This window comes from Streptomyces sp. NPDC026589, assembly GCF_040638385.1.
Taxonomy (GTDB): domain Bacteria; phylum Actinomycetota; class Actinomycetes; order Streptomycetales; family Streptomycetaceae; genus Streptomyces.
This window is the reverse complement of record NZ_JBEZYG010000012.1, coordinates 248,537-271,417: the sequence shown is the minus strand read 5'-3', so window position 1 is coordinate 271,417 and position 22,881 is coordinate 248,537. Positions and strand designations below refer to the sequence as shown.

Genomic DNA, 22,881 nt, shown 5'->3' with positions numbered 1-22,881 from the left:
ACCCTGCCGCCCGCCGCCCCGCACGTCCGGGCTTTCGCGTCCGCGCGAAACAGTAACGCTCCCGGCGACGGGGTCCCGAGACTCCACCCCATGCGCACCTACCGCGAACTGTTCCGAACCCCGGAGTTCTCCCCCTTCTTCGCCGCCGTCTCCGTGCAGACGGCCGCCCAGACCGCGACCGGTCTGGCGCTGGGCACCCTCGTGTACACGCGGACGGGCTCGCCCCTGCTGTCGGCCCTGGCGATGTTCGGCCCGTCGCTGGCCCAGGTGGCCGGGGCGCTCACCCTGCTGTCGGCGGCGGACCGGCTGCCGCCGCGCGCCGCGCTGACCGCCCTGGCGCTGCTCTCCGCCGGGGCAGCCTGCCTCCAGGCCGCTCCCGGACTGCCGCTGTGGGCCGCGTTCGCCGTCCTGCTGGTGGTGGGCGCGGCCTCGTCACCGGGCGGGGGCGTACGGTACGGGCTGCTCAACGAGATCGTTCCGCGCGAGGGGTTCCTGCTCGGCCGCTCCGTGCTGAACATGACGGGCGGCGCGATGCAGATCTGCGGGTTCGCGGTGGGCGGGCTGCTGGTGTCGGTGTTCTCGGCGCGCGGCACGCTGCTGATCGGGGCGGGCCTGTACGTCGTCGCGGCGGCCGTGACCCGCTTCGGGCTGACCGCCCGGCCGCCCCGGGCCACCGGCCGCCCGTCGGTCCGGGAGACGCGGCGGACGAACGCGCTGCTCTGGTCGTCCACACCGCGCCGCTACGTGTTCCTGGCGCTATGGGTGCCCAACGGGCTCGTCGTCGGGGCCGAGTCCCTGTACGTCGCGTACGCGCCCGGGCACGCCGGGCTCCTCTTCGCCGGCGGGGCCCTGGGCATGCTGGCCGGGGACACGCTGGTCGGGCGGTTCGTCACGGCACGGTGGCGGGCGCGGTTGGGGTCCCCGCTCCGGCTGCTCCTCGCCGCGCCCTATCTGCTCTTCGCGCTGCGCCCGGAGCTGCCCCTCGCGCTGGCGGCGGTCGTCCTGGCGAGCGTGGGCTTCGCCGCGAGTCTGCTGCTCCAGGAACGGCTGATGGCCCTCACCCCGCAGGAGCTGAGCGGCCAGGCGCTCGGGCTCAGCTCCTCGGGGATGTTCGCGATGCAGGGCGTGGGGGCGGCCGTGGCGGGCGGCATCGCTCAGCTGACCTCCCCCGCGACGGGCATGGCGGCGGTCGCGGGGCTCTCGGTGGCGGTGACGCTGGTACTGGCCCCGGGACTGCGTGACCGGCCCGGGGATGTCGGGGGCAGACTGCCGGTAGCGGACGGATCACCACGAGCGTCCCGTACACCCCGCACGGAAGAGACCACATGAGCGACAACGCCAGGCCCAGCCAGAAGGAAGCGATGCTCTCCGGCGAGCTCTACATCGCCGACGACCCCGAACTGGCGGCGGAGGCGCGGCACGCGGCCGTGCTGAGCGAGCGCTTCAACGCCACGTCGGCCGCCGACCCCGAGGCCCGGCGCGCCGCCCTGGCCGAGCTCCTCGGCGAGCTGGGCGAGGGCGCCGAGGTCCGGCCGCCGCTGCGCGTCGACTACGGCTACCAGACCGCCATCGGCCCCCGGACGTTCATCAACTTCGGCGCGGTCCTCCTGGACGTCGCCCGCATCACGATCGGCGCGGATGTCCAGATGGGCCCGAACGTCCAGCTGCTCACCCCGACCCACCCGATCGACCCCGAGCCGCGCCGCGCCAAGTGGGAGGCCGCGCAGCCGATCACCATCGGCGACAACGTCTGGCTGGGCGGCGGGGTGATCGTCTGCCCCGGGGTGACCATCGGCGAGAACACCGTGGTCGGGGCGGGGGCCGTCGTCACGAAGGACCTGCCGGCAAACGTGGTGGCCGTCGGCAACCCGGCCCGGGTGATCCGGAAGATCGGCGAGGCGGAGGCGTAACCCTCGGGCGCCCGGCGGGGCACGTAACGCACCCGGACAGCGGACGCGTAGCGCACCAGGGCAGTGGGCACGCAGCGCACCAGCGCAGTGGGCACGCAGCGCACCCGGGCGCTACGCGGCCCGCCAGGCGTCGGTGACGCACGAGACCTCGAAGTGCCACCAGCCCTCGTCCCGGCCGCGGGCGAGCAGCTCCTTGACCCCGCGCAGGTCCGCGCCACCCGGCACCGTCAGGGCGACCAGCGGGAACTCGGCGCTGAAGACCTCGCCGGTGAGCCCGTGGGCTGCGAGCCGCTCATGCACGGCCCGCGCGTCGCGCCCGAGGGGCCCATCCGGCAACGGCAGCACCCGTACGGTGCAGTTGCCCGAGTCGGCCACGCGGCCGGCGGCCCAGTGGGCCCCGTCCTCGTCCGTGCGGAACCGTACGGTCTCGCCCTCGGCGACCCCGTCCTGGAGGAAGGGCACGTTGTCCACCCGCGCGGTGTCCGGCCCGAGGCGCGTCGCCCACAGCCCCTCGGTGTCGTAGGGCGGCCGGCCCTCGCGCGGGACCAGGCGGAACCAGACCTTGATCTGATCGGCTTCACGGGGTGGGCGTTCCGGACCGGCGGGGGAACTCATGGCCCCATGGTCCCCCGCGTGCGGCACACCCGCCTGTCCACACCGGCGACCAGGCACGACGTCAGGTTCTGAAGCCAGGGACCGCCCTCACCCCACCACAGTCATCAATTTCCCAACATGAGAAGCCAGTTGTTGGATTCAGGGGGATCTCCCGAGGCTCCTGACGCACACCTCTTGACGCGTACAGGCCAGCAGGGGAAACATCACCGTAACGAGAGAGCGCTCTCTCCCAGCGCCTCCCCCCATAGCTCTCTCGTGCGTTCGTCGTGCACACGTACCACGACCCAGGAGACGTACCCCATGCATGCTCCCCCCACCGCACCACGCACCCGCCGCCGCACCCGGGCCCTCGGATTCGCCGCGCTCGCCGTGGCGATGCTGATGTCCGTACCCACCGCACAGACCGCCTTCGGCGAGGAGGTCCGGGCCGTGCCGGGCGGCGGCGACCTCGGCCCCAACGTCCATGTCTTCGATCCGTCGACGCCCGACATCCAGGGCAAGGTCGACGAGATCTTCGAGAAGCAGGAGTCCGATCAGTTCGGCACCGACCGCTACGCGCTCATGTTCAAGCCGGGCACGTACGACGACATCAACGCGCAGATCGGCTTCTACACGCAGATCGCGGGCCTCGGACTGAACCCGAACGACACCACGTTCAACGGTGATGTGACCGTGGACGCGGGCTGGTTCGACGGCAACGCCACGCAGAACTTCTGGCGTTCGGCGGAGAACCTGACCCTGAACCCGGTCTCCGGCACCAACCGCTGGGCGGTCTCCCAGGCGGCCCCGTTCCGCCGGATGCACGTCAAGGGCGGCCTCAACCTCGCGCCCGACGGCTACGGCTGGGCCAGCGGCGGCTACATCGCCGACAGCAAGATCGACGGTCAGGTCGGACCCTACTCCCAGCAGCAGTGGTACACCCGCGACAGCTCGGTGGGCGGCTGGGTCAACGGCGTCTGGAACATGACGTTCTCGGGCGTCGAGGGCGCCCCGGCCAACAGCTTCCCGGAGCCGCCGTACACCACGCTGGACACCACGCCCATCTCCCGCGAGAAGCCGTTCCTCTACCTCGACGGCGACGACTACAAGGTCTTCGTCCCGGAGAAGCGCGTCAACGCGCGCGGCGTTTCGTGGGCCGACGGGACGCCGGCGGGCGAGTCGATCCCGCTGGACCAGTTCTACGTCGTGAAGGAGGGGGCGGACGCCGCCACCATCAACGCGGCCGTGGAGCAGGGCCTGCACCTGCTGTTCACGCCCGGCGTCTACCACATCGACGAGACGATCACCATCGACCGCGCGGACACCGTGGCGCTCGGTCTCGGCCTGGCCACGATCATCCCGGACAACGGGGTGACCGCGATCAAGGTCGGTGATGTGTCCGGCGTGAGGCTCGCCGGCCTCCTGGTCGACGCGGGTCCGGTGAACTCGGAGACCCTGATCGAGGTCGGACCCGAGAACGCATCGGCGGACCACTCGGCGAACCCGACCTCGCTGCAGGACGTGTTCGTGCGGATCGGCGGCGCGGGCCCCGGCAAGGCGACCACGAGCATCGTCGTGAACAGCGACGACACGATCATCGACCACACCTGGGTCTGGCGTGCCGACCACGGTGAGGGCTGGGGCTGGGAGACCAACCGGGCCGACTACGGCGTCCGCGTCAACGGCGACGACGTCCTGGCCACCGGCCTGTTCGTCGAGCACTTCAACAAGTACGACGTGGAGTGGTACGGCGAGCGCGGCCGCACGATCTTCTTCCAGAACGAGAAGGCGTACGACGCCCCGAACCAGGCCGCCATCCAGAACGGCGACACGAAGGGCTACGCCGCCTACCGCGTCGACGACTCCGTCGACGTCCACGAGGGCTGGGGCATGGGCAGCTACTGCTACTACAACGTCGACCCGACCATCATCCAGGAACACGGCTTCAAGGCGCCGGTGAAACCCGGCGTGAAGTTCCACAGCCTGATCGTCGTCTCACTCGGCGGCAACGGCCAGTACGAGCACGTGATCAACGACGTCGGATCCCCCACGTCCGGCCCGGACACGATCCCCTCCCAGGTCGTGAACTTCCCGTAGTCCCCGACGCGGGAGTCGTACGGGAGCGGGGTCCGGCCGCTGCTGAGCGCCGGGCCCCGCTCCGCCGCGTACGGACGCGTCCTGGCACACGCCCCCACCAGGTCCGGATCACGTACGGCGGACCCCCGCCCGGCCTCCCGCGCACCCGCGCACCCGCGCACCCGCGCACCCGCGCACCCGCCGACGGATCCGCCCCCGGCCGGATACGTTCCCGGGCGGGGGCGGAGAGGTGGAGCGGCTGTCCGGTCCGGGCGTCAGCCCTGGCCGGTCAGGTCGATGGTGACTGTGCGCTCGGTGGGGGTCTTCCCGGTCAGGGCGGTCTTCATCGCCTGGGCCACGTCGTCCGCGCCGACCTGGTGCTTCTTGCCGTCGCCCTTGACCGCCATGATGCCGTCGAAGACGCCGTCCAGGAGCTTGTCGATCGCCTGCTTGTCGTAGACGTCGACCAGCCGGCCGTCCACGGGCTTCATGGAGAGGATCTGCGGCAGCGACCGGGTCGGCCCGAACTGGATCTCCTTGGGGCCGGCCTTGATCGTGATCAGGCCGGACATGGCGGGCTCGGCGAACTCCTTCATCGCCCGGTCCAGTTCGGCCTTGGTGATGGTGGGCTCGCTGGTGGTGACGGGGAGTTCGACCAGCCGGGCCTGCCCGGTCTGCACCTGGGCGCGGTAGGCGTCCCGGACCGAGATCAGGGACTGGCCGGCGTCCAGTGTCCTGCCCGGTTTGCCCGGCACCGCCACGGCCTTGTCGGGCTCGAAGCGAATCGTGCCGTCACTGGCGGAGCCGGAAGCGCCGGCCAGGTCGGAGAGGGCCACGCCGAGCTTCTCCTCGTCGACCGGGATCACCGGGTCGGCGGGACGTTCCCCGCCGAACAGCGAACCGATCACGGAGACGGGGTTGTAGTCGCTGCCCGCCGCGCCGCGCACGGTCTCCTGGCTGTCCAGGGTGAGACCGGCCTTCTCGGGGTCGAGCTTCTCCTCCTTGCCGTCCACCGACAGCGTCAGGGGCGTCTTGGCCCGCTCGCCGAGGGCGCCTTCGAGCTTGGTGACCGCCTCCTCCTTCGTGCCGCCGCCGATGTCGACGCCGAGCACCGTGGTGCCCTTGGGGACCTCGGAGTGGTTCAGCAGGAGGCCCGCCCCGTACGCGATGCCGAGCAGCACGACCGCGGCCACCCCGAGGAGGACCAGTTTGGAGCGGCCCTTCTTCGCGGGGGCGGGGGCGGCGGCCTGGGACGCGGGACGCGGGGCGGCGGGGCCGGGCGTGGGGACACCGGGTCCGCCGAGGCCGCCCGGAGGTCCGCCGGCCACCGGGCCGCCGGGGGTGCCGGGGCCCCCCGGGAACGCGACCCGGGGCTCGCTGGGCACCACGGGGATGCCGCTGGTCAACGTGTCGCCCGAGACATGGCCGGGGCCGGGCTCGGGCACCGGGGGCTGGGGCGTGAGGATCGCGGTGTCGTCGGACATCCGGGGCGGTACGCCGCCGGGGACACCCGGGACCATCGGGCCGGGGCCGCTGGGGCCGCCGGAGACACCCGGAACCATCGGGCCGGGGCCGCCGGGGCCAGGTACGCCGTCGAGGTTCGGGGTGAGCGAGGAGCTGCCGGTGGCCGGTCCCGTGGTGGGGCCGGACGGACCGGGCGGACGCACCCCGAGGCCGGGGGTGGAACGCGGGCCTCCGCCGGGGGGCTCCGTGCCGTAGCTGTCGAGCGCGCTGCGGCCGGGGCCGGGGCCGGGTGTGCCCGGTCCGCCGCCGGGCTGCGGGGCGTCCGAGAAGTACGGCAGGTCGGGGCGCGAGCGGCCCGCGTCACCGTCGGACCCGCCACCGGGGCCACCGGGGCCGCCCGCGCTCGGGCCACCGGGGGTGCCCACGCCGGGGCCCTGGGCGCCACCGGGGCCGGAAGGAGCGCCGCCGGGGGCGCCGGGCGCACCGGTGCCCTGAGCGGCTGCTCCCGGCCCGGTGGCCGGGCCCTTGCGCGGGGCGAACCAGTCGCTGCCGCTCTTCTCCCGGGCCGGCTTCTCGCCGGGTGCCGGGTCGGCGGCGGGGCCGCCGTCCCGGGGGCGGTCCGCGGCCGACGCGCCGTTCGGGCCCGCGGAACGGTCCGCGGGTCCGGGCGCGGGCGGCGGCGTGCCGGGGCGCGGGGTGGCGCCGGTGCGCTCCGCGTCGGGACGGCCGCCGGCGATGTCGCTCTCCGCCATCGGCGTACGCATCACGACCGGCGGGATGGGACGCGACCCGGGGATGTTGATCCGGATGCGCGTCGTCAGCGTCGTCTCGGTCTTCGGTTCCTCGGGCCGGGGCGGAGCCACGGATTCCGGGTTCTCGTCAGAGCCGTCCTGCGACGGGTGGAGCGACGGATACTGGCGGGATCCGTACGGCGGCGTACCCGAGGGATACGCGGCTCCGCCGCGGCCCTGGGGCCCGGAGGACGAACTGTCAGTTTCACGACTCAAAGCAGGTTCTCCCGATTGGCTCCGCCGCCCGTACTTCCCCCATGCCGCAGGCCAGGGGACGGCTCGGCGCGCGCACCACCATACTGGCCGTCGCCGCCGGACACTCCACGACCGGGTGAAACCTCCACCCGTGCATCACACCTGTGGGGGCCTTTCCCGACCCGGACTTGGCACTTCACGTACCGGACCGGCCGTCGCGGATGGCTGATTGCGGCACTTTGGAGGTGGTGGCGCACATCACAGCGGCAGCCGTCCCGCCGAGCATGAACAGCACCAGGCCGAGCTCGTCGCCGAAGACGTAGTCGCCCTCCGGTCGCCCGCTCAGCAGGAGGAAGACCGTGATGAACCAGCCACCCGCCGGGGCGAGCGCGCCGATCTGGGTTCGGGTCAGGATCCGGCCGCCGTAGAAGAGGCCCGCGGCGGCCGCCAGTGCGATGATCAACCCGCCGGGGAACCAGGCGGCTTGGACGAGTGCGCCGGCGATCCCGACCAGGACGCCGAGGACGAGGAGGCCCGAGTAGGCGGCGATCCGGGCCGGGTTCGGCCGGGCAGCGAAACCGGTGGGCTCGGGCTCCCTGGGCGGCGCGTTCCGCCGTGGCGCGTGGGAGGAGCCGGCGCGGTCACGGCCCTTGCCCGGGTTCCCGCTCACGCGGTGCCTCCCGTGGCTCCCGTGACGTCCGCGGCTCCCGCGGCGTCCGTTACGCCCGTGGCGTCCGTGGCGGACGGCAGGCCTGCGAAGAGGTCGCTCTCGCGCTCCTCCTCGGGCACGCCCGGTACGCCCCGCACCAGTTGGTAGTACTCGCTCGTCAGCAGGGGCTGACCGAGGTCGTTGGAGAGGGCGAAGAACGGCCCGTCGACCGCGATCTGGGTGGCGTGGGCGCGCATCGCCGCCGACTTGGCCCCGGCGTACGCCGATCCGTCGATCTCCGCGGTGATCCGCTCCCCCTCGGTGACGCCCGGGACGTCGTCCACGGAGGCGATGCCGGGGAAGGTCCCGGGGGCGGTGGTGCGCAGCCGCTCGAAGCCGGCCTCGGCCACGGCGCGCTCCACCCGGTTCCAGTAGATCTTCGCGACGGCGTACGGCGCGTCGGTACCGTACGCCGGGTCGGCAGCCAGGTCTGCGGCGCGCATCGCGACGCGGTGGGCCTGGATGTGGTCGGGGTGGCCGTAGCCGCCGTCCGGGTCGTAGGTGACCAGGACCTGGGGGCGGACCTCGCGGATCACCTCGACGAGGTGGGCCGCCGCCTCGTCCACCGGGGTGGACCAGAAGGAGCCGGGGCGGCCGTTCTGCTCGGCGCCCATCATTCCGGAGTCCCGGTAGCGGCCGGCCCCGCCGAGGAAGCGGTGGTCGTCGACGCCGAGCTCCTTCATCGCCGCGGCCAGCTCGCCGACGCGGTGGGGGCCCAGCGCGTCGTCCCGGTCGGCGGTGAGGCGGGCGAGCGCGGGCGGGATGACCTCGCCCTCCTCGCCGAGCGTGCACGTCACCAGGGTGACGTGGGCGCCCTCGGCCGCGTACCTGGCCATGGTGGCGCCGTTGTTGATCGACTCGTCGTCGGGGTGCGCGTGCACCAGCAGCAGACGGCGGGCGGGGAGGTCCTTCATGGGGACCACCCTACGAGCCCGGAGGCCCCCCGTGCCTCCGCGCCCCGTGCCTCGCGCCGTCCTCGACCCCCCGGCCCGCCCCCGGCGCGCGGTCAGAACTTGATGCTGCTGATCATCCCCGCCACGTTGGACGTCAGATCGGAGATGGTCGGTGCGACCGACGAGCTCGCGATGTAGAACCCGAGCAGCATGCAGACCACCGCGTGCCCTCCCTTCAGTCCGGACTTCCGGATCAGCAGGAAGACGATGATCGCCAGCAGCACTACCGCCGAAATCGAGAGCGCCACGGCGGTTCACCTCCATCGGTACGTTCGGACGGTCAAAACGGGGGTACGCGAAGTCAGCAGGTTCCTACCCACCTAGCGCTACGGATCATAACTATCCGTGCCAACGCATTGATCGGGGCACAGCAGCACGAGGGGCGCACGAACCGCCGCGCGAGGCTAAGTTCGGAGCCATGACCTCGCAGAAGCTGTCCTTTCCCCGCCAGCAAGCACGGACCCAGCGCTTCACTCTGGGCGCACCTCGCGCCTTCACCGTCTCACCGGACGAGACGCGTGTGATCTTCCTCCGGTCGATGTCCGGAACGGACCGCTCCACCCGGCTCTGGGTCCTCGACCCGGCGACCGGCGAGGAGCGGATCGCCGCCGACCCCGAAGTCCTGCTTGGCGGTGCGGCGGAGAAGCTGTCGGCGCAGGAGCGGGCCCGGCGCGAGCGGACCCGGGAGGGTTCGTCGGGCATCGTCTCCTACGCGGTGGACGCGGCCGCGGAGTTGGCCGCGTTCGCCCTGTCCGGAAAGGTGTACGTGGCCGAACTGCGGGCCGGCACCGCGCGGGCGCTGCCGGTGCCGGGCCCGGTGATCGACCCCCGCCCGTCCCCCGACGGCCGGCACATCGCGTACGTGGCCAAGGGCGCGCTGCGGGTCGTGGGCGCGGGGGGCGAGGGCGACCGGGCGCTGGCCGAGCCGGAGAACTCCCATGTCACCTACGGTCTGGCCGAGTTCATCGCGGCCGAGGAGATGCACCGCTACCGGGGTTTCTGGTGGTCGCCGGAGTCGGACCGGCTGCTGGTCGCGCGGGCCGACGACAGCCCCGTACAGCGGTGGTACATCGCGGATCCCGCGCATCCCGAGCGCCGGCCCGCCGAGATCGCCTACCCGGCGGCGGGCACGCCCAACGCCGAGGTGGGGCTCTTCGTCATGGACCTGGAGGGGGCCCGTACCGAAGTGGTCTGGGACCGGGCCGCGTTCCCGTACCTGGCCCAGGTGCACTGGTCGTCCGCGGGTGCTCCGCTGCTGCTGGTCCAGGCCCGGGACCAGCGCAGCCAGCGGTATCTGGCGGTGGACCCGGAGACCGGTGCGACCCGGACCGTGCATGTCGACGAGGACCCGGTGTGGCTTGATCTTTTCCCCGGGGTGCCCGCCTGGGCCCCGGACGGGCGGCTCGTGCGGATCGTCGACGAGGGCGGCGCGCGGGTGCTGGCGGTCGGGGACCGGCTGCTCACCGGGTCGCAGCTGCACGTGCAGTCGGTGCTGGACATCGGGGAGTCCGACATCCTGGTCTCGGCGGTGGCCGGTGAGGACGCGGTCGAGCCGGAGATCGGGCAGATCCACGTGTACCGGGTGAACGAGCTGGGAATCGAGCGGATTTCCGAAGGGGTGGGCGTGCACTCCGCGGTCCGCTCGGGCGGCCTCGCGGTCCTGGTCTCGGCCGTTCCCGAGGAGCCCGGGGCCGCCGCTTGGGTGGTGCGGGACGGCAAGCGGCTGACCCGGATCCCGAGTTTCGCCCAGGAGCCGGTGCTCGCCGCCCGCGTGACGCTCACCGAGGGGGGCGCACGGCGGATTCCGTGCGCCGTGCTGCTTCCGTCGGACTACCAGGAGGCGGATGGTCCCCTTCCGGTCCTGATGGATCCGTACGGCGGTCCGCACGGCCGCCGGGTGGTCGCCGCCCACAACGCGCACCTGACCTCCCAGTGGTTCGCGGACCAGGGCTTCGCGGTGGTCGTGGCGGACGGGCGGGGCGCGCCGGGCCGCTCGCCGGGCTGGGAGAAGGCGGTGCGGGACAACCTCGTGATGACGATGGAGGACCAGGTCGAGGCGTTGCACGGGCTCGCCGGGCGGTTCCCGCTCGACCTGTCCCGGGTGGCGATCCGCGGCTGGTCCTTCGGCGGCTATCTGGCGGGGCTCGCGGTGCTGCGGCGGCCCGACGTCTTCCACGCGGCGGTGGTGGGCGCTCCGGTGACGGACCAGCGGCTGTACGACACCCACTACACCGAGCGCTATCTCGGCGACCCGGCGACGCAGCCCGAGGTGTACGCGTACAACTCGCTGCTCACCGACGACGGTCTCTCCGAGCCCGCCGCCGAGGTCCGGCCCATGATGATCGTGCACGGCCTGGCCGACGACAACGTGGTGGTCGCCCACGCCCTGCGGCTGTCCTCGGCGCTGCTGGCCGCCGGGCGTCCGCACGAGGTGCTGCCGCTGAGCGGGGTGACGCACATGACCCCGCAGGAGCAGGTCGCGGAGAACCTGCTCCTGCTCCAGGTGGACTTCCTCAAGAGGTCGCTGGGGCTGACCGGAGCCTGAGCGGCGTCCCGCGGGTCCGGCCCGGCCTCCCCGTCAGCCGCTCACCAGCGGGGCGGCGGGGAGGAGGGCGGGGGCCCGAAGCCGCCGCCCTGCGGGGGTCCGAAGCCGGGGGCGGGCGGCTGCTGACCGGGCACCGCCTGCGGGGGCGGGTAGCCGGGGGGCTGGACGCCCCACGGTCCGCTGCCGCCCCACGGGCCCGGGGCGCCACCGGCGGGGGTCCGCCCGACGCCCTTGCGGGCCAGGACGAGGAGCACGAGGGGTCCGGCGAGGAGCGCGGAGAAGGAGGTCAGCATGTTCAGCTGCGCCTCGATGTCCGCGTCGAGGAAGTGCTCGTACATCTCGTAATGGATGATGCGCGCCGTGCCCAGCACGCCGGAGGAGAGCACGAACCCGCCCGCGATCAGGCCGAGCGGGCGCGCGTGGGCCGCACCGGCGACCGCGCCGACGGCCGCCACCAGGAACATCAGGACGTGCGTCACGGCGACCCAGCCGGGAGGCCCCTCGGTCAGCGGGACGGTCAGCGGCCCCCCGCCGATGAACCACCCGGGATAGAAGTCGGACGGGAAGACGAACGGCTGCCGGATCTCCCAGGCGGCGACGATCAACGCCTGGAAGCCCAGGAGCAGGAAGGCTGCCACCCCCGCGCCGCGCCCCGGCCCTTCGGGGCGCTCCGCGCCCTCCGGCACCGGGCGACGGCCCGCCACCCCCGCGATGATCATGCCGAGCCCGGCCGCCAGGGCGACGTACGTGGTGAGCAGCGCCCGGTCGCGGAGGTCCTCCGGCGCCGAGTCGTCGGTGATGGTCCAGACACCGGGCAGCCGCAGGGCGAAGGTGACGACGCCGGTGACGATCAGGACCGAAGCGGCGGAGGCGGACCGGAGTGCCGCCACTGCGGCGGCGGCGTAGGCCAGCAGCAGGACGAGGCTGGTGGACGAGGTGGCCGTCCGCAGCGCGTCCTGGGGGTCCGCGGTGCCCGACCAGTACTCCCAGACCGCCAGCGGCCCTTCGGCGGCCCGGATGTCCCGCACCAGCCAGGCGATGATGAGTAGTGCCGGCACCGCGCACAGAACGGCGCCGGTGATTCTTGCTCCCCGCGTAAGTGTCACCCGGTGATACTCCATTGCCCCGAACGGATGAACAAGCCCGTACAGGGGACAGGCCGGGGCCGTACGGGCCGGAGCCGGCGGGCCGGCAGCGGCGGGCGACCGGCCGGAGCGACGAGACGACGCTCCGGCCGGACCACGGCACCCGCACGGCCGTACGCTGTTCAGCATGGGGCGTTCGTATATCGGTGCGGCGACGGCGGAGTTGCCTGCTTGTTAACGCGTCTGACGCGGTCCTACGACGTTTCGCCCTCGGCGCGCCCCGGCTTCTCCTCGGGCTCCGGCTCCGAGTGCCCCGGCTTCTCCTCGGGCTCCGGTCCCGGCCGCGCGGGCCCCGGGGCCTCCCGCTCGCCCTCCGGCGGCACCACGCGCTTCTCCTCCGCGAAGTGGCACGCGGAGTCGTGCCGGGCAGGGGTGTCGACGTGCCGGAACTCCGCGGGGACCGCCAGCAGCGGAACCTCCAGTTCGCACCGCTCCTGCGCCTTCCAGCACCGGGTGCGGAAGCGGCAGCCCGAGGGGATGTTGGCGGGCGAGGGGACGTCGCCGTGCAGGATGATCCGCTCCCTGTGGTCGCGGGCCGTCGGGTCCGGTACGGGGACGGCGGAGAGCAGCGCCTGGGTGTACGGGTGGGTGGGGTGGTCGTAGATCTCCGCGTCGGAGCCGATCTCCACGATCCGGCCGAGGTACATCACGCCGACCCGGTCGGAGATGTGCCGGACGATCGAGAGGTCGTGGGCGATGAAGACGAAGCTGAGGCTGAACTCCGCCTGGAGCCGGTCCAGCAGGTTGACGACCTGCGCCTGGACGGAGACGTCGAGCGCGGAGACCGGTTCGTCGGCGACGATGATCTCCGGGTTGAGGGCGAGGCCGCGGGCGATGCCGATGCGCTGGCGCTGGCCGCCGGAGAACTGGTGCGGATAGCGGTTGATGTACTCCGGGTTGAGCCCGACGACGTCCAGCAGGTCCTGCACCTTCTGCCGTCGGCTGCCCTTCGGGGCGACCTCGGGGTGGATCTCGTACGGCTCCCCGATGATGTCGCCGACCGTCATCCGCGGGTTCAGCGAGGTGTACGGGTCCTGGAACACCATCTGGATGTTGCGGCGCACGGCCTTCAGCGCCCGGCCGGACAGCTTCGCGATGTCCTCGCCCTTGTAGCGGATCGCGCCGGCGGTGGGGCGTTCCAGATGGACGAGCATCTTGGCGACGGTCGACTTACCGCAGCCCGACTCCCCCACGATGCCCAGCGTCTCGCCCGCGTACAGGTCGAAGTCGACGCCGTCGACGGCCCGGACCGCGCCGATCTGCCGCTTGAGGAGGACGCCCCGGGTCAGCGGGTAGTGCTTGGCGAGGCCGCGGACCTGAAGGATCGGGTCGCCCTCCGCGTACGGCGTGACGGCTTCCTGGCGGGCCGTGGACAGCAGGGTGGAGCCGGCCGCGCCGCCGCCGGTCCCCGCACTCTCGTCGCGGTCAGCGTGCATCGAGCGTCTCCTTCCAGAAGTGGCAGGCGCTCCGGCGCCGCTCGTCCACCTCGTAGAGCGGCGGCACATCGCTGCGGCACACGTCCCGGGCCTGCGGGCAGCGGGGGTTGAAGGCGCAGCCGGGCGGGATGCGGGTGAGGTTGGGCGGCAGGCCCTTGATCGCGTAGAGATCCCGGCCCTTCTGGTCCAGGCGCGGGATCGACTGGAGGAGGCCCTTGGTGTACGGGTGGGCAGGGGCCCTGTAGATGTCGTGCACCGGGGCGGTCTCGACGATGCGGCCCGCGTACATGACGGCGATCTTGTCGGCGACGTCGGCGACGACGCCGAGGTCGTGGGTGATCAGGATGAGGCCCATGTTCAGCTCGCGCTGGAGTTCGGCGAGGAGCTCCATGACCTGGGCCTGGACGGTGACGTCGAGGGCGGTGGTCGGCTCGTCGGCGATGATCAGGGACGGTTCCAGGGCCATCGCCATGGCGATCATGATGCGCTGGCGCATCCCGCCGGAGAACTGGTGCGGGTAGTTGCCGACCCGTTCCTTGGCTGCCGGGATGCGGACCCGGTCCATCAGCTCGACCGATCTGGCCTTCGCGTCCTTGCGGGACATGCCGCGGTGCACGACGAACATCTCGCCGAGCTGCTCGCCGACGGTGAGGACCGGGTTGAGCGAGGACAGGGCGTCCTGGAAGATCATGGCCATCTCCTGGCCGCGGATCTTCCGCCGCTCCTCCGGCTTGAGCTTCAGCAGGTCCTGGTCCTTGAAGAGGATCTCCCCGCCGGCGATCTTCCCGGGCGGCATGTCGAGGATGCCCATGATCGCCTGGGCGGTGACGGACTTGCCGGAGCCGGACTCGCCGAGGACGGCGAGCGTCTCGCCCTCGGCCACCGAGTAGTTGACCCCGTTGACGGCCTTGGCGACGCCTTCGCGGGTGTGGAACTCCACGTGCAGATCGCGCACTTCGAGCAACATGGCAACCGGCTCCTCAGCGCAGCTTGGGGTCGAGGGCGTCGCGCACCGCGTCGCCGAGCATGATGAACGCGAGCACGGTGACCGCCAGCGCTCCGGCGGGCCAGAGCAGCATGTGCGGGGCGTTGCGCACGTAGTTGGACGCGGCGGAGATGTCGATGCCCCACGAGACGGCCGGGTCCTTCAGGCCGACGCCGAGGTAGGAGAGGGTCGCCTCCAGCGAGATGTACGTGCCGAGCGCGATGGTCGCCACGACGATGACCGGGGCGATGGCGTTCGGGGTGATGTGGCGCAGCATCATGCGGGAGTTGGAGGCGCCGAGCGCGCGGGCCGCCTGGACGTAGTCGTTCTGCTTGGCGGTGATGACCGAGCCGCGGGCGATGCGGGCGATCTGGGGCCAGCCGAGGAGGACGATGAAGCCGACGACGGGCCAGACGGTGGAGCTGGTGACGACGGAGAGGAAGACCAGGCCGCCGAGGACGACGGGGATGCCGAAGAAGACGTCGGTGAGGCGGGAGAGGATCGAGTCCCACCAGCCGCCGAAGAAGCCGGCGAGTCCGCCGAACACGCTGCCGAGGATCGCGACGCCGAGGGTGGCGCAGACGCCGACGGTCACCGAGGTGCGGGTGCCGTGGACGACCCGGGTGTAGACGTCGCGGCCCTGCGGGTCGAAGCCGAAGGGGTGGCCGGGCTCGGAGCCCTTCTGGGCGTCGTCCAGGTTGGCCTGGAGGGGGTCGCCGCTCGCGATGAGCGAGGGCCAGATGGAGATGGTCACCAGGAAGAGGATGACCAGGGCGGAGATGATGAAGACCGGGTTGCGCCGCAGGTCGCGCCAGGCGTCGGACCAGAGGCTGCGGGGTTTGCCGGCCGGGCCCGTGCCGTCGGGGCCGACCGGGTTCTTCTCCAGGCTGGCGCCCTCCGCCATGGCGAGGTCCATGGGGCCGCCGGCTCCCGCCGGGGAGATCGCTCCGTCCGATGACTGCGGCTCAGGCATAGCGGATCCTCGGGTCGAGTACGGCGTACAGGAGGTCGACGATCAGGTTGGCGGCCAGGAAGACGAGGACGAGGATCGTGACGAACCCGACGACGGTCTGGGAGTTCTGCCGCAGGATCCCCTGGTAGAGCTGGTAGCCGACGCCGTGGATGTTGAAGATCCGTTCGGTGACGATGGCCCCGCCCATCAGCGCTCCCACGTCGGTGCCGATGAAGGTGACGACGGGGATCAGCGAGTTGCGCAGCAGGTGCCGTACGACGACCCGGCGGCGGGGCAGGCCCTTGGCGACGGCGGTGCGTACGTAGTCGGCGCGGGCGTTCTCGGCGATCGAGGTCCGGGTGAGCCGGGTGACGTAGGCGAGCGAGACCGAGGCGAGGACCAGTCCGGGGACCAGCAGTTCGTCGAAGGTCGGGTCGGCGGAGACCGAGGGCTTGATGATGCCCCACTTGACGCCCAGGAGGAGCTGGAGCAGCAGCCCGGTGACGAAGGTCGGGACGGCGATGACGACCAGCGTCAGGATGAGGACGGTGGTGTCGATGGGGCGGCCGCGCCGCAGTCCGGTGACGACGCCGAGGCTGATGCCGATGACGACCTCGAAGACGACCGCGACGACGGTGAGCCGGATCGTGATGGGGAAGGCGGTGGCCATCAGCTCGGTGACCTTCTGCCCGTTGAACGCGGTGCCGAAGTCGCCGGTGAACACGTTGCCCATGTAGGTGAGGTATTGCTGCCAGACCGGCTTGTCGAGGCCGAATTCGGAGCGCAGCTGGGCGGCGGTGGCCGGGTCGCACTGGCGGTCGCCGCAGAGGCCCGCGATGGGGTCGCCCATCACGTTCACCATGAGGAAGATCAACAGCGTGGTGCCGAAGAAGACGGGGATCATCTGCAGCAGCCGCCGGATCACATAACGTCCCATGAGGGGCTCCGGGGGTCGGGTCTAGCGGTTCCGGGCAGGCGGTGCACGGACGGCACGGGGTGCGCGCACGGCACAGGGTGCGCGCACGGCACGGGGTGCGCGGACGGTACAGGGTGCGCGGACGGTACAGGGTGCGCGGACGGTACAGGGTGCGCGGACGGCCGGGGCGCTGGTGTCGGGCGTCCCGGCCGTCCCGTCGCTCAGCGCGTCACTTGACGGTGATCTCTTCGTAGACCGGGACGCTGAACGGGTTCAGCGCGACGTTGTCGACCCGGTCCGAGTAGCCGGCGCTGCCGTTCTGGTACCAGAGCGGGATGACCGGCATCTCCGTGACGAGGATCTTCTCCGCGTCCTGGAAGGTGGTGACGGCCTTCGCCTTGTCGCTCTCGGCGTTGGCCTTGTCGATCAGGTCGTCGAACTCCTGGTTGCTCCACTTGCCGTCGTTGGACGGGGCGTTGGTGTAGTAGAGCGGCTGGAGGAAGTTCTGGATCAGCGGGTAGTCCATCTGCCAGCCCGCTCGCCAGGCGCTCCTCAGCTTCTGGGTGGAGACCTGGGCGCGGAAGTCGGCGAAGGTGCCGACGGGGCCGCCGACGCAGGCCTTGTTGTCGCCCATGACGTTGTTGATGCTGTTGCAGACGGCGTCGACCCATTCCTTGTGGGAGCCGGTGTCCGCGTTGTACGAGATCTTCAGCTGGCCGCCGGGGATGCCGCCGCCCTCCTCGATCAGCTTCTTGGCCGCGGCCTTGTCGTACGTGCACTCCTTGCCGCAGAGGCCCTTCTTGAAGCCGCCCTCCTCGCCGAGGACCGGGGAGGTCCAGTCGGAGGCCGGGGTGCGGGTCTTCTGGAAGATCTGGTCGGTGATCTGTGCCCGGTTGATCGCCATCGAGAGGCCCTGGCGGACCTTGCGGGCGTCGTCGGTGTCCCACTCCTTGTCGTAGAAGGGGAAGGCCAGGGTCTGGATGATGCCGGCGGGGGTGTTGATGTACCGGTCGCCGAGGTCCGTCTCGACGTTGCGGAGCTGGGAGGCGGGCACGTCGTCGACGAGGTCGAGGTTGCCCGACGTCAGGTCGGTGTAGGCGGTGTTGTTGTCGGTGAAGACCTTGAGGTCGACGCCGCCGTTCTTCGCCTTGTCGTCGCCCGGGTAGTCGTCCCACTTGCGCAGGTTCATCGAGGAGCCCTTGGCGTACGACTCGATGGTGTAGGGGCCGTTCCCGACGGGCTTGGAGAGCCAGGCGTCGTGGTCGTCGTAGAACGCCTTGGGCAGGGGGACGAAGGCGGAGTAGCCGAGGGTGTCGGGCCACAGGGAGAACTTCTGGGTGAGCTTGGCGGTGAAGGTCAGGTCGTCGACGACCTTCAGGCCGGAGAGGGTCTCGGCGGAGGCGGAGCCGGACTCCGGGTGGACCTTGTCGTAGCCCTCGATGTACTGGAAGAAGTAGGCGTTCTTCTGGTTGTTCTTCAGCGCGGCGCCGTAGTTCCAGGCGTCGACGAAGGACTTGGCGGTGACCTTCTCTCCGTTGGAGAACGTCCAGCCGTCCTTGAGCTTGATCGTGAAGTTCTGGGAGTCCTTCGAGTCGATGGACTCGGCGACCATGTTCTGGGCCTCGCCGGTCTTCGGGTCGTAGCGGATCAGTCCGCGGAAGACCATGTCGAGGACCTTGCCGCCCTGGACCTCGTTGGTGTTGGCGGGTTCCAACGGGTTCTGCGGGTCTCCCCAGGAGGAGCTGACGATGCCGTCGGCGCCGCCGCTGCCGCCGTCGTCACCGCCACCGCCGCAGGCCGTCGCTGTCAGGGCGACGGCCACCGCACATGCGGCCCACCTGACCTGTGTGGCTCCGCGCATGAAGTGCCTCCTAGAGTCATCGAGTAGCTCAATGCCTCATATCACCCCATAACGTCGCGTATCGCATGCGGGCTTACCCCGTACGGGCGGGGCGCGGGCGGACGCGACGATGCCCGGTCCCCCTGGGGGGAACCGGGCATCCGCCGTTCAGTGACCGCGAGCGATCACGCCGCGTGCACGACGTCGCGCTCCTCGGCGAAGTGGCACGCCGACTCGTGCGTGGCGGGAGTGGCTCCCGCGACGAAGCGCTCGGGGATCGCCAGCAGGGGCTCCTCCGTCGCGCAGCGCTCCTCCGCCTTCCAGCACCGGGTGCGGAAGCGGCAGCCCGAGGGCGGGTTCGCCGGTGACGGAACGTCACCGGTCAGGATGATCCGGTCGCGTCCCTCACGGGCCGACGGGTCGGGGACCGGGACCGCCGACAGCAGCGCCTGGGTGTAGGGGTGCGTCGGGTGGTCGTAGATCTGCGTGTCCGTGCCGATCTCGGCCATCTTGCCGAGGTACATGACGCCGACCCGGTCGGAGATGTGCCGGACGATGGACAGGTCGTGCGCGATGAAGAGGTAGGACAGGTTGAACTCGTCCTGGAGCTTCTCCATCAGGTTGATGACCTGCGCCTGCACCGACACGTCGAGCGCGGAGACCGGCTCGTCGCAGATGATGATCTCCGGGTTCAGCGCGAGGCCCCGGGCGATGCCGATGCGCTGGCGCTGACCGCCGGAGAACTGGTGCGGGTACCGGTTGATGTACTCCGGGTTCAGCCCGACGACGTCCAGGAGCTCCTGGACGCGGCGGCGCCGGTCGCCCTTCGGGGCCACCTCGGGGTGGATCTCGAAGGTCTCCCCGATGATGTCGCCGACCGTCATCCGCGGGTTCAGCGAGGTGTACGGGTCCTGGAACACCATCTGGATGTTGCGGCGCACGGCCTTCAGCGCGCGGCCGGACAGCTTGGTGATGTCCTGGCCCTTGTAGAAGACCTCGCCGGCGGTGGCCCGCTCCAGCGTCATCAGGAGCTTGGCGACCGTGGACTTGCCACAGCCCGACTCCCCCACGATGCCGAGGGTCTCACCTGCGTACAGGTCGAAGGAGATCCCGTCGACGGCCTTGACCGCACCGATCTGCTTCTTGAAGAGGACGCCCTGGGTGAGCGGGAAGTGCTTGACGAGGTTCCGCACCTGCAGGATCGGCTCGCCCTGGCTGACGGGCGCGTCGATGGCGGCTACGGCCTCCGCCTCGGTCGCGGCGTCCACGGTCTCCACGTCGGAGACGTTCGGGGTGGCGTCCACGGGCTCCTTCTTGAGCTCAGCCATGGATCGTCTCCTTCCAGAAGTGGCACGCGCTGCCGCGGCCGACGAGCTCCAGGCCGTCCCGCTCGGTCACCGGGACGAGCGGCGGGACGTCGGTGCGGCAGATGTCCTGTGCCTTGGGGCAGCGCGGGCTGAAGGCACAGCCCGCGGGGATACGCGTCAGGTTGGGCGGCAGGCCCTTGATCGCGTAGAGCTCCTGGCCCTTCTGGTCCAGGCGCGGGATCGATTCCAGCAGGCCCTTGGTGTACGGGTGCGCCGGGCGGCTGTACAGCTCGCCGACCGGGGCCGTCTCCACGATCCGGCCCGCGTACATCACGGCGATCTTGTCCGCGACGTCGGCGACGACGCCGAGGTCGTGGGTGATCAGGATCAGACCCATGTTGTACTCGCGCTGCAGCTCGGCCAGCAGGTCCATGACCTGGGCCTGCACCGTCACGTCGAGCGCGGTGGTCGGCTCGTCCGCGATGATCAGGTCCGGCTCCAGGGCCAGCGCCATGGCGATCATGATGCGCTGGCGCATGCCGCCGGAGAACTGGTGCGGGAAGTCCGCGATACGGGCCGCCGCCGCCGGGATCTTGACCTGGTCCATCAGCTCGATGGACTTGGCCTTGGCCTCCTTCTTGGAGAGGCCCTGGTGCACACGGAACATCTCGCCGAGCTGGTAGCCGACGGAGAGGACCGGGTTCAGCGAGGAGAGCGCGTCCTGGAAGATCATCGCGATCTTGCGGCCGCGGATCTTCCGGCGTTCCTCGTTGGACATCTTCAGCATGTCCTGGCCGCGGAAGAGGATCTCGCCCTGCGTGATCTTCCCCGGCGGCATGTCGAGGATGCCCATGATGGTCTGCGCGGTCACGGACTTGCCGGAGCCGGACTCGCCGAGCACGGCGAGCGTCTCGCCGGCGCTGACGGTGTAGTTCACACCGTTGACCGCCTTGGCCACACCGTCGCGGGTGTGGAACTCCACGTGCAGGTCACGGACGTCGAGCAGTGGACCGTCGCCACTCACGGACTCCCGCGGTGCGGGGACGTGAGCCGTCTTGTCGATGGTGGTCACGAACGCCTCCCTCAGCGCATCTTGGGGTCGAGGGCGTTGCGGACCGCATCGCCGAACATCAGGAAGGAGAGCACCGTGATCGAGACCATCACCGAGGGGATGACCAGGACGTACGGCGCGTTGCGGAGCTGGTCCTTCGCAGCGGACACATCGATGCCCCACGAGACCGTCGGCTCGGCGAGGCCGATGCCGAGGAACGACAGGGTGGCCTCGGCGGCGATGTAACCGCCGAGCGCGATGGTGGCGACCACGATCACCGGAGCGATGGCGTTCGGCAGGATGTGCCGCGTCAGGATCCGGGTGGTGGAGGCGCCGAGCGCCTTGGCGGCGACCACGTAGTCGGCCTGCTTGATCGTGATGACCGAGCCACGGGCGACACGGGCGATCGACGTCCAGCCGAGGAAGGCCATCGACAGGATGACGACCCAGACGGAGCGCTCCTCGAAGCTGGTCAGGATGACCATGGCGCCGACGATGAAGGGGACACCGAAGAAGACGTCGGTGACGCGGGACAGGATCGTGTCGATCCAGCCGCCGAAGTAACCGGCCAGCATGCCGACCACCAGGCCGGTGATGGTGACCGCGAGGGTCACCACGACGCCTACGGTGATCGAGGCGCGGGCGCCGTAGACGACACGCGCGTAGATCGAGCGTCCCTGGACGTCGTATCCGAGCCAGTCGGGGGCGAAGAAGTTGCCCCACTTCGGGTGCTGGAGGTAGTGCTCGGCCAGGTTGGCGTCCCGCGGCGAGGCGCTGGTGAACAGGCTCGGGAAGATCGCCATGACGGCGAGCAGCAGGATCAGCACCATGGAGATGATGAAGAGCGGGTTGCGGCGCAGATCGTGCCAGGCGTCCGACCAGAGGCTGCGCGGCTTGCCGGGCGCGGGCCCGGCGTCCGTGGCGGGCGGCGCGTCGACGGCGGTGGCCGGAGCGTCGGTGCCCTTGAGTGCGGTGGTGTCAGGCATACCGGATCCTCGGGTCCAGGACCGCGTAGAGCAGGTCGACGAGCAGGCTGCAGATGAGATAGACGACGACGAGCAGCGTCACGACGCCGACGACGGTGGCACCCTCACGCTTGGCGAGAGCCTCGAAGACGAGCGATCCGACGCCCTTGATGTTGAAGATGCCCTCGGTCACGATCGCGCCGCCCATCAGGGCGCCGATGTCGGTGCCGAGGAAGGTGACGACCGGGATGAGCGAGTTGCGCATCAGGTGGACGCCGATGACGCGGCGGCGCGGCAGGCCCTTGGCGACAGCCGTACGCATGTAGTCGGCGCGCATGTTCTCGGCGACCGAGGTACGGGTGAGGCGGGCGACGTACGCGAGTGACAGCGATGCCAGCACGACGGCCGGCATGATCAACTCGGTGTTGGTCGGTTCGAGACTCACGTTCGGCTTGGCGATGCCGAGCTGGAACGCGAAGAGGTACTGAACGAGGAAGCCCAGCACGAAGGACGGCATGGAGATCAGCACCAGCGTCAGACCGAGCAGACCGCGGTCCCGGAGGGACTCGGCCTTGAGGCCCGCGACGATGCCGAGCGAGATCCCGGCGACGACCGTGAAGACGAAGGCGAAGATCGCCAGTCTGACGGTGATCGGGTAGGCGTCCGAGATGACTTCGGCGACCGGACGCTGCGTCCCGATCTGGGTGCCGAGGTCACCCTGGAACAAATTGCCCAGGTAGTTCAAATACTGCTGCCAGATCGGCTGGTCGAGGCCGTACTGGGCCTTCAGCGCGGCGATCTGCGACGCGTCTACGTGCTGTTCACCGGCAAGTGCTCTGACGGGGTCGCCGGGCAGTGCGTACATCATCAGGAAGACCAGCAGGGTCGACCCGAGGAAGACCGGGATCATCTGGAGCAGTCGTCGTGCGACATAGCGCCCCATGGGTGCCTCCGTGTGGGGATAACTGCGGCGCGGGGGCCACCTCTTCGCAGAGGTGACCCCCGCGCCTCCGGCCGTGCTGAGGGGCAGCAGGGCGGATGACGGCC

The 22,881-nt window shown here is 71.0% G+C and carries 19 protein-coding genes; 4 read left to right on the top strand and 15 right to left on the bottom strand.

Annotated features, from left to right (window positions below; all coding sequences use genetic code 11):
• Nucleotides 1–90 precede the first annotated feature (90 nt).
• Nucleotides 91–1,329: an MFS transporter gene (locus tag AB0F29_RS22285; protein WP_361874513.1), complete on the top strand. Its 1,239-nt coding sequence runs from the start codon at nucleotides 91–93 to the stop codon at nucleotides 1,327–1,329.
• Entirely contained in the window at nucleotides 1,326–1,910 is a 585-nt protein-coding gene (locus AB0F29_RS22280) for a sugar O-acetyltransferase (RefSeq protein ID WP_361874511.1), read from the top strand. Before AB0F29_RS22285 ends, AB0F29_RS22280 begins: the two co-directional genes overlap by 4 nt.
• Before the next feature lie 111 nt (nucleotides 1,911–2,021).
• Here the strand turns inward: AB0F29_RS22280 and AB0F29_RS22275 are convergent, their stop codons facing one another.
• Entirely contained in the window at nucleotides 2,022–2,525 is a 504-nt protein-coding gene (locus AB0F29_RS22275) for a DUF4265 domain-containing protein (RefSeq protein WP_361874509.1), read from the bottom strand.
• A 300-nt stretch (nucleotides 2,526–2,825) separates the two neighbouring features.
• On the opposite strand from AB0F29_RS22275, the gene AB0F29_RS22270 reads away from it, so the two are divergent.
• Entirely contained in the window at nucleotides 2,826–4,601 is a 1,776-nt protein-coding gene (locus AB0F29_RS22270; protein WP_361874507.1) for a coagulation factor 5/8 type domain-containing protein, read from the top strand.
• Nucleotides 4,602–4,855: 254 nt separating this feature from the next.
• Here AB0F29_RS22270 and AB0F29_RS22265 read toward each other — a convergent pair whose 3' ends face one another.
• The 4 genes from AB0F29_RS22265 to AB0F29_RS22250 all read right to left on the bottom strand — a co-directional run bounded on the left by AB0F29_RS22265 (nucleotide 4,856) and on the right by AB0F29_RS22250 (nucleotide 8,940).
• On the bottom strand, nucleotides 4,856–7,051 hold the full coding sequence (locus AB0F29_RS22265; protein WP_361874505.1) for a hypothetical protein: 2,196 nt from the start codon (nucleotides 7,049–7,051) through the stop codon (nucleotides 4,856–4,858).
• 175 nt (nucleotides 7,052–7,226) lie between these two features.
• Nucleotides 7,227–7,700: a DUF6113 family protein gene (locus AB0F29_RS22260; protein WP_361874503.1), complete on the bottom strand. Its 474-nt coding sequence runs from the start codon at nucleotides 7,698–7,700 to the stop codon at nucleotides 7,227–7,229.
• Nucleotides 7,697–8,653 carry an N-acetyl-1-D-myo-inositol-2-amino-2-deoxy-alpha-D-glucopyranoside deacetylase gene (mshB, locus tag AB0F29_RS22255; protein ID WP_361874501.1) on the bottom strand — a complete coding sequence of 319 codons (957 nt, stop codon included), beginning with the start codon at nucleotides 8,651–8,653 and terminating at the stop codon, nucleotides 7,697–7,699. Before mshB ends, AB0F29_RS22260 begins: the two co-directional genes overlap by 4 nt.
• A gap of 92 nt (nucleotides 8,654–8,745) precedes the next feature.
• Nucleotides 8,746–8,940: a hypothetical protein gene (locus AB0F29_RS22250; protein ID WP_026290246.1), complete on the bottom strand. Its 195-nt coding sequence runs from the start codon at nucleotides 8,938–8,940 to the stop codon at nucleotides 8,746–8,748.
• Between the two features lie 170 nt (nucleotides 8,941–9,110).
• On the opposite strand from AB0F29_RS22250, the gene AB0F29_RS22245 reads away from it, so the two are divergent.
• The gene (locus AB0F29_RS22245) at nucleotides 9,111–11,237 is read left to right on the top strand and encodes a prolyl oligopeptidase family serine peptidase (RefSeq protein ID WP_361874499.1); all 2,127 of its coding nucleotides are present in this window, start codon (nucleotides 9,111–9,113) and stop codon (nucleotides 11,235–11,237) included.
• Nucleotides 11,238–11,278: 41 nt separating this feature from the next.
• Here AB0F29_RS22245 and AB0F29_RS22240 read toward each other — a convergent pair whose 3' ends face one another.
• The 10 genes from AB0F29_RS22240 to AB0F29_RS22195 form a co-directional block, all read right to left on the bottom strand.
• Entirely contained in the window at nucleotides 11,279–12,295 is a 1,017-nt protein-coding gene (locus AB0F29_RS22240; protein WP_361874497.1) for a hypothetical protein, read from the bottom strand.
• A 281-nt stretch (nucleotides 12,296–12,576) separates the two neighbouring features.
• Nucleotides 12,577–13,818: a dipeptide ABC transporter ATP-binding protein gene (locus AB0F29_RS22235; RefSeq protein WP_361874495.1), complete on the bottom strand. Its 1,242-nt coding sequence runs from the start codon at nucleotides 13,816–13,818 to the stop codon at nucleotides 12,577–12,579.
• Nucleotides 13,808–14,785, bottom strand: coding sequence for an ABC transporter ATP-binding protein (locus tag AB0F29_RS22230; protein WP_361874493.1), 978 nt, complete (start codon nucleotides 14,783–14,785; stop codon nucleotides 13,808–13,810). The genes AB0F29_RS22235 and AB0F29_RS22230 overlap by 11 nt, the downstream gene beginning before the upstream one ends.
• 13 nt (nucleotides 14,786–14,798) lie before the next feature.
• A complete protein-coding gene (locus tag AB0F29_RS22225; protein WP_361874491.1) occupies nucleotides 14,799–15,776 on the bottom strand; it encodes an ABC transporter permease in 978 nt (325 codons plus the stop codon).
• The gene (locus tag AB0F29_RS22220) at nucleotides 15,769–16,692 is read right to left on the bottom strand and encodes an ABC transporter permease (RefSeq protein ID WP_361874489.1); all 924 of its coding nucleotides are present in this window, start codon (nucleotides 16,690–16,692) and stop codon (nucleotides 15,769–15,771) included. The genes AB0F29_RS22225 and AB0F29_RS22220 overlap by 8 nt, the downstream gene beginning before the upstream one ends.
• 208 nt (nucleotides 16,693–16,900) lie before the next feature.
• Complete coding sequence (locus AB0F29_RS22215; protein ID WP_361874487.1) at nucleotides 16,901–18,532, bottom strand: ABC transporter substrate-binding protein; 1,632 nt, start codon at nucleotides 18,530–18,532, stop codon at nucleotides 16,901–16,903.
• A 164-nt stretch (nucleotides 18,533–18,696) separates the two neighbouring features.
• Nucleotides 18,697–19,839 (bottom strand): dipeptide ABC transporter ATP-binding protein, encoded by a 1,143-nt coding sequence (locus tag AB0F29_RS22210; protein ID WP_361874485.1) that lies wholly within the window; start codon nucleotides 19,837–19,839, stop codon nucleotides 18,697–18,699.
• Entirely contained in the window at nucleotides 19,832–20,890 is a 1,059-nt protein-coding gene (locus tag AB0F29_RS22205) for an ABC transporter ATP-binding protein (RefSeq protein ID WP_361874483.1), read from the bottom strand. The genes AB0F29_RS22210 and AB0F29_RS22205 overlap by 8 nt, the downstream gene beginning before the upstream one ends.
• Nucleotides 20,891–20,901: 11 nt before the next feature.
• Nucleotides 20,902–21,855, bottom strand: a complete 954-nt coding sequence (locus AB0F29_RS22200) for an ABC transporter permease (RefSeq protein WP_361874481.1) — start codon at nucleotides 21,853–21,855, stop codon at nucleotides 20,902–20,904.
• Nucleotides 21,848–22,777, bottom strand: a complete 930-nt coding sequence (locus AB0F29_RS22195) for an ABC transporter permease (protein ID WP_361874479.1) — start codon at nucleotides 22,775–22,777, stop codon at nucleotides 21,848–21,850. Before AB0F29_RS22195 ends, AB0F29_RS22200 begins: the two co-directional genes overlap by 8 nt.
• Nucleotides 22,778–22,881 lie beyond the last annotated feature (104 nt).

Coding starts and splice junctions, on each gene's coding strand:
- AB0F29_RS22285 (WP_361874513.1), top strand. CDS start 91: ATGCGCACCTACCGCGAACTGTTCCGAACCCCGGAGTTCTCCCCCTTC.
- AB0F29_RS22280 (WP_361874511.1), top strand. CDS start 1,326: ATGAGCGACAACGCCAGGCCCAGCCAGAAGGAAGCGATGCTCTCCGGC.
- AB0F29_RS22275 (WP_361874509.1), bottom strand. CDS start 2,525: ATGAGTTCCCCCGCCGGTCCGGAACGCCCACCCCGTGAAGCCGATCAG.
- AB0F29_RS22270 (WP_361874507.1), top strand. CDS start 2,826: ATGCATGCTCCCCCCACCGCACCACGCACCCGCCGCCGCACCCGGGCC.
- mshB (WP_361874501.1), bottom strand. CDS start 8,653: ATGAAGGACCTCCCCGCCCGCCGTCTGCTGCTGGTGCACGCGCACCCC.
- AB0F29_RS22245 (WP_361874499.1), top strand. CDS start 9,111: ATGACCTCGCAGAAGCTGTCCTTTCCCCGCCAGCAAGCACGGACCCAG.
- AB0F29_RS22235 (WP_361874495.1), bottom strand. CDS start 13,818: ATGCACGCTGACCGCGACGAGAGTGCGGGGACCGGCGGCGGCGCGGCC.
- AB0F29_RS22230 (WP_361874493.1), bottom strand. CDS start 14,785: ATGTTGCTCGAAGTGCGCGATCTGCACGTGGAGTTCCACACCCGCGAA.
- AB0F29_RS22225 (WP_361874491.1), bottom strand. CDS start 15,776: ATGCCTGAGCCGCAGTCATCGGACGGAGCGATCTCCCCGGCGGGAGCC.
- AB0F29_RS22220 (WP_361874489.1), bottom strand. CDS start 16,692: ATGGGACGTTATGTGATCCGGCGGCTGCTGCAGATGATCCCCGTCTTC.
- AB0F29_RS22215 (WP_361874487.1), bottom strand. CDS start 18,532: ATGCGCGGAGCCACACAGGTCAGGTGGGCCGCATGTGCGGTGGCCGTC.
- AB0F29_RS22210 (WP_361874485.1), bottom strand. CDS start 19,839: ATGGCTGAGCTCAAGAAGGAGCCCGTGGACGCCACCCCGAACGTCTCC.
- AB0F29_RS22200 (WP_361874481.1), bottom strand. CDS start 21,855: ATGCCTGACACCACCGCACTCAAGGGCACCGACGCTCCGGCCACCGCC.
- AB0F29_RS22195 (WP_361874479.1), bottom strand. CDS start 22,777: ATGGGGCGCTATGTCGCACGACGACTGCTCCAGATGATCCCGGTCTTC.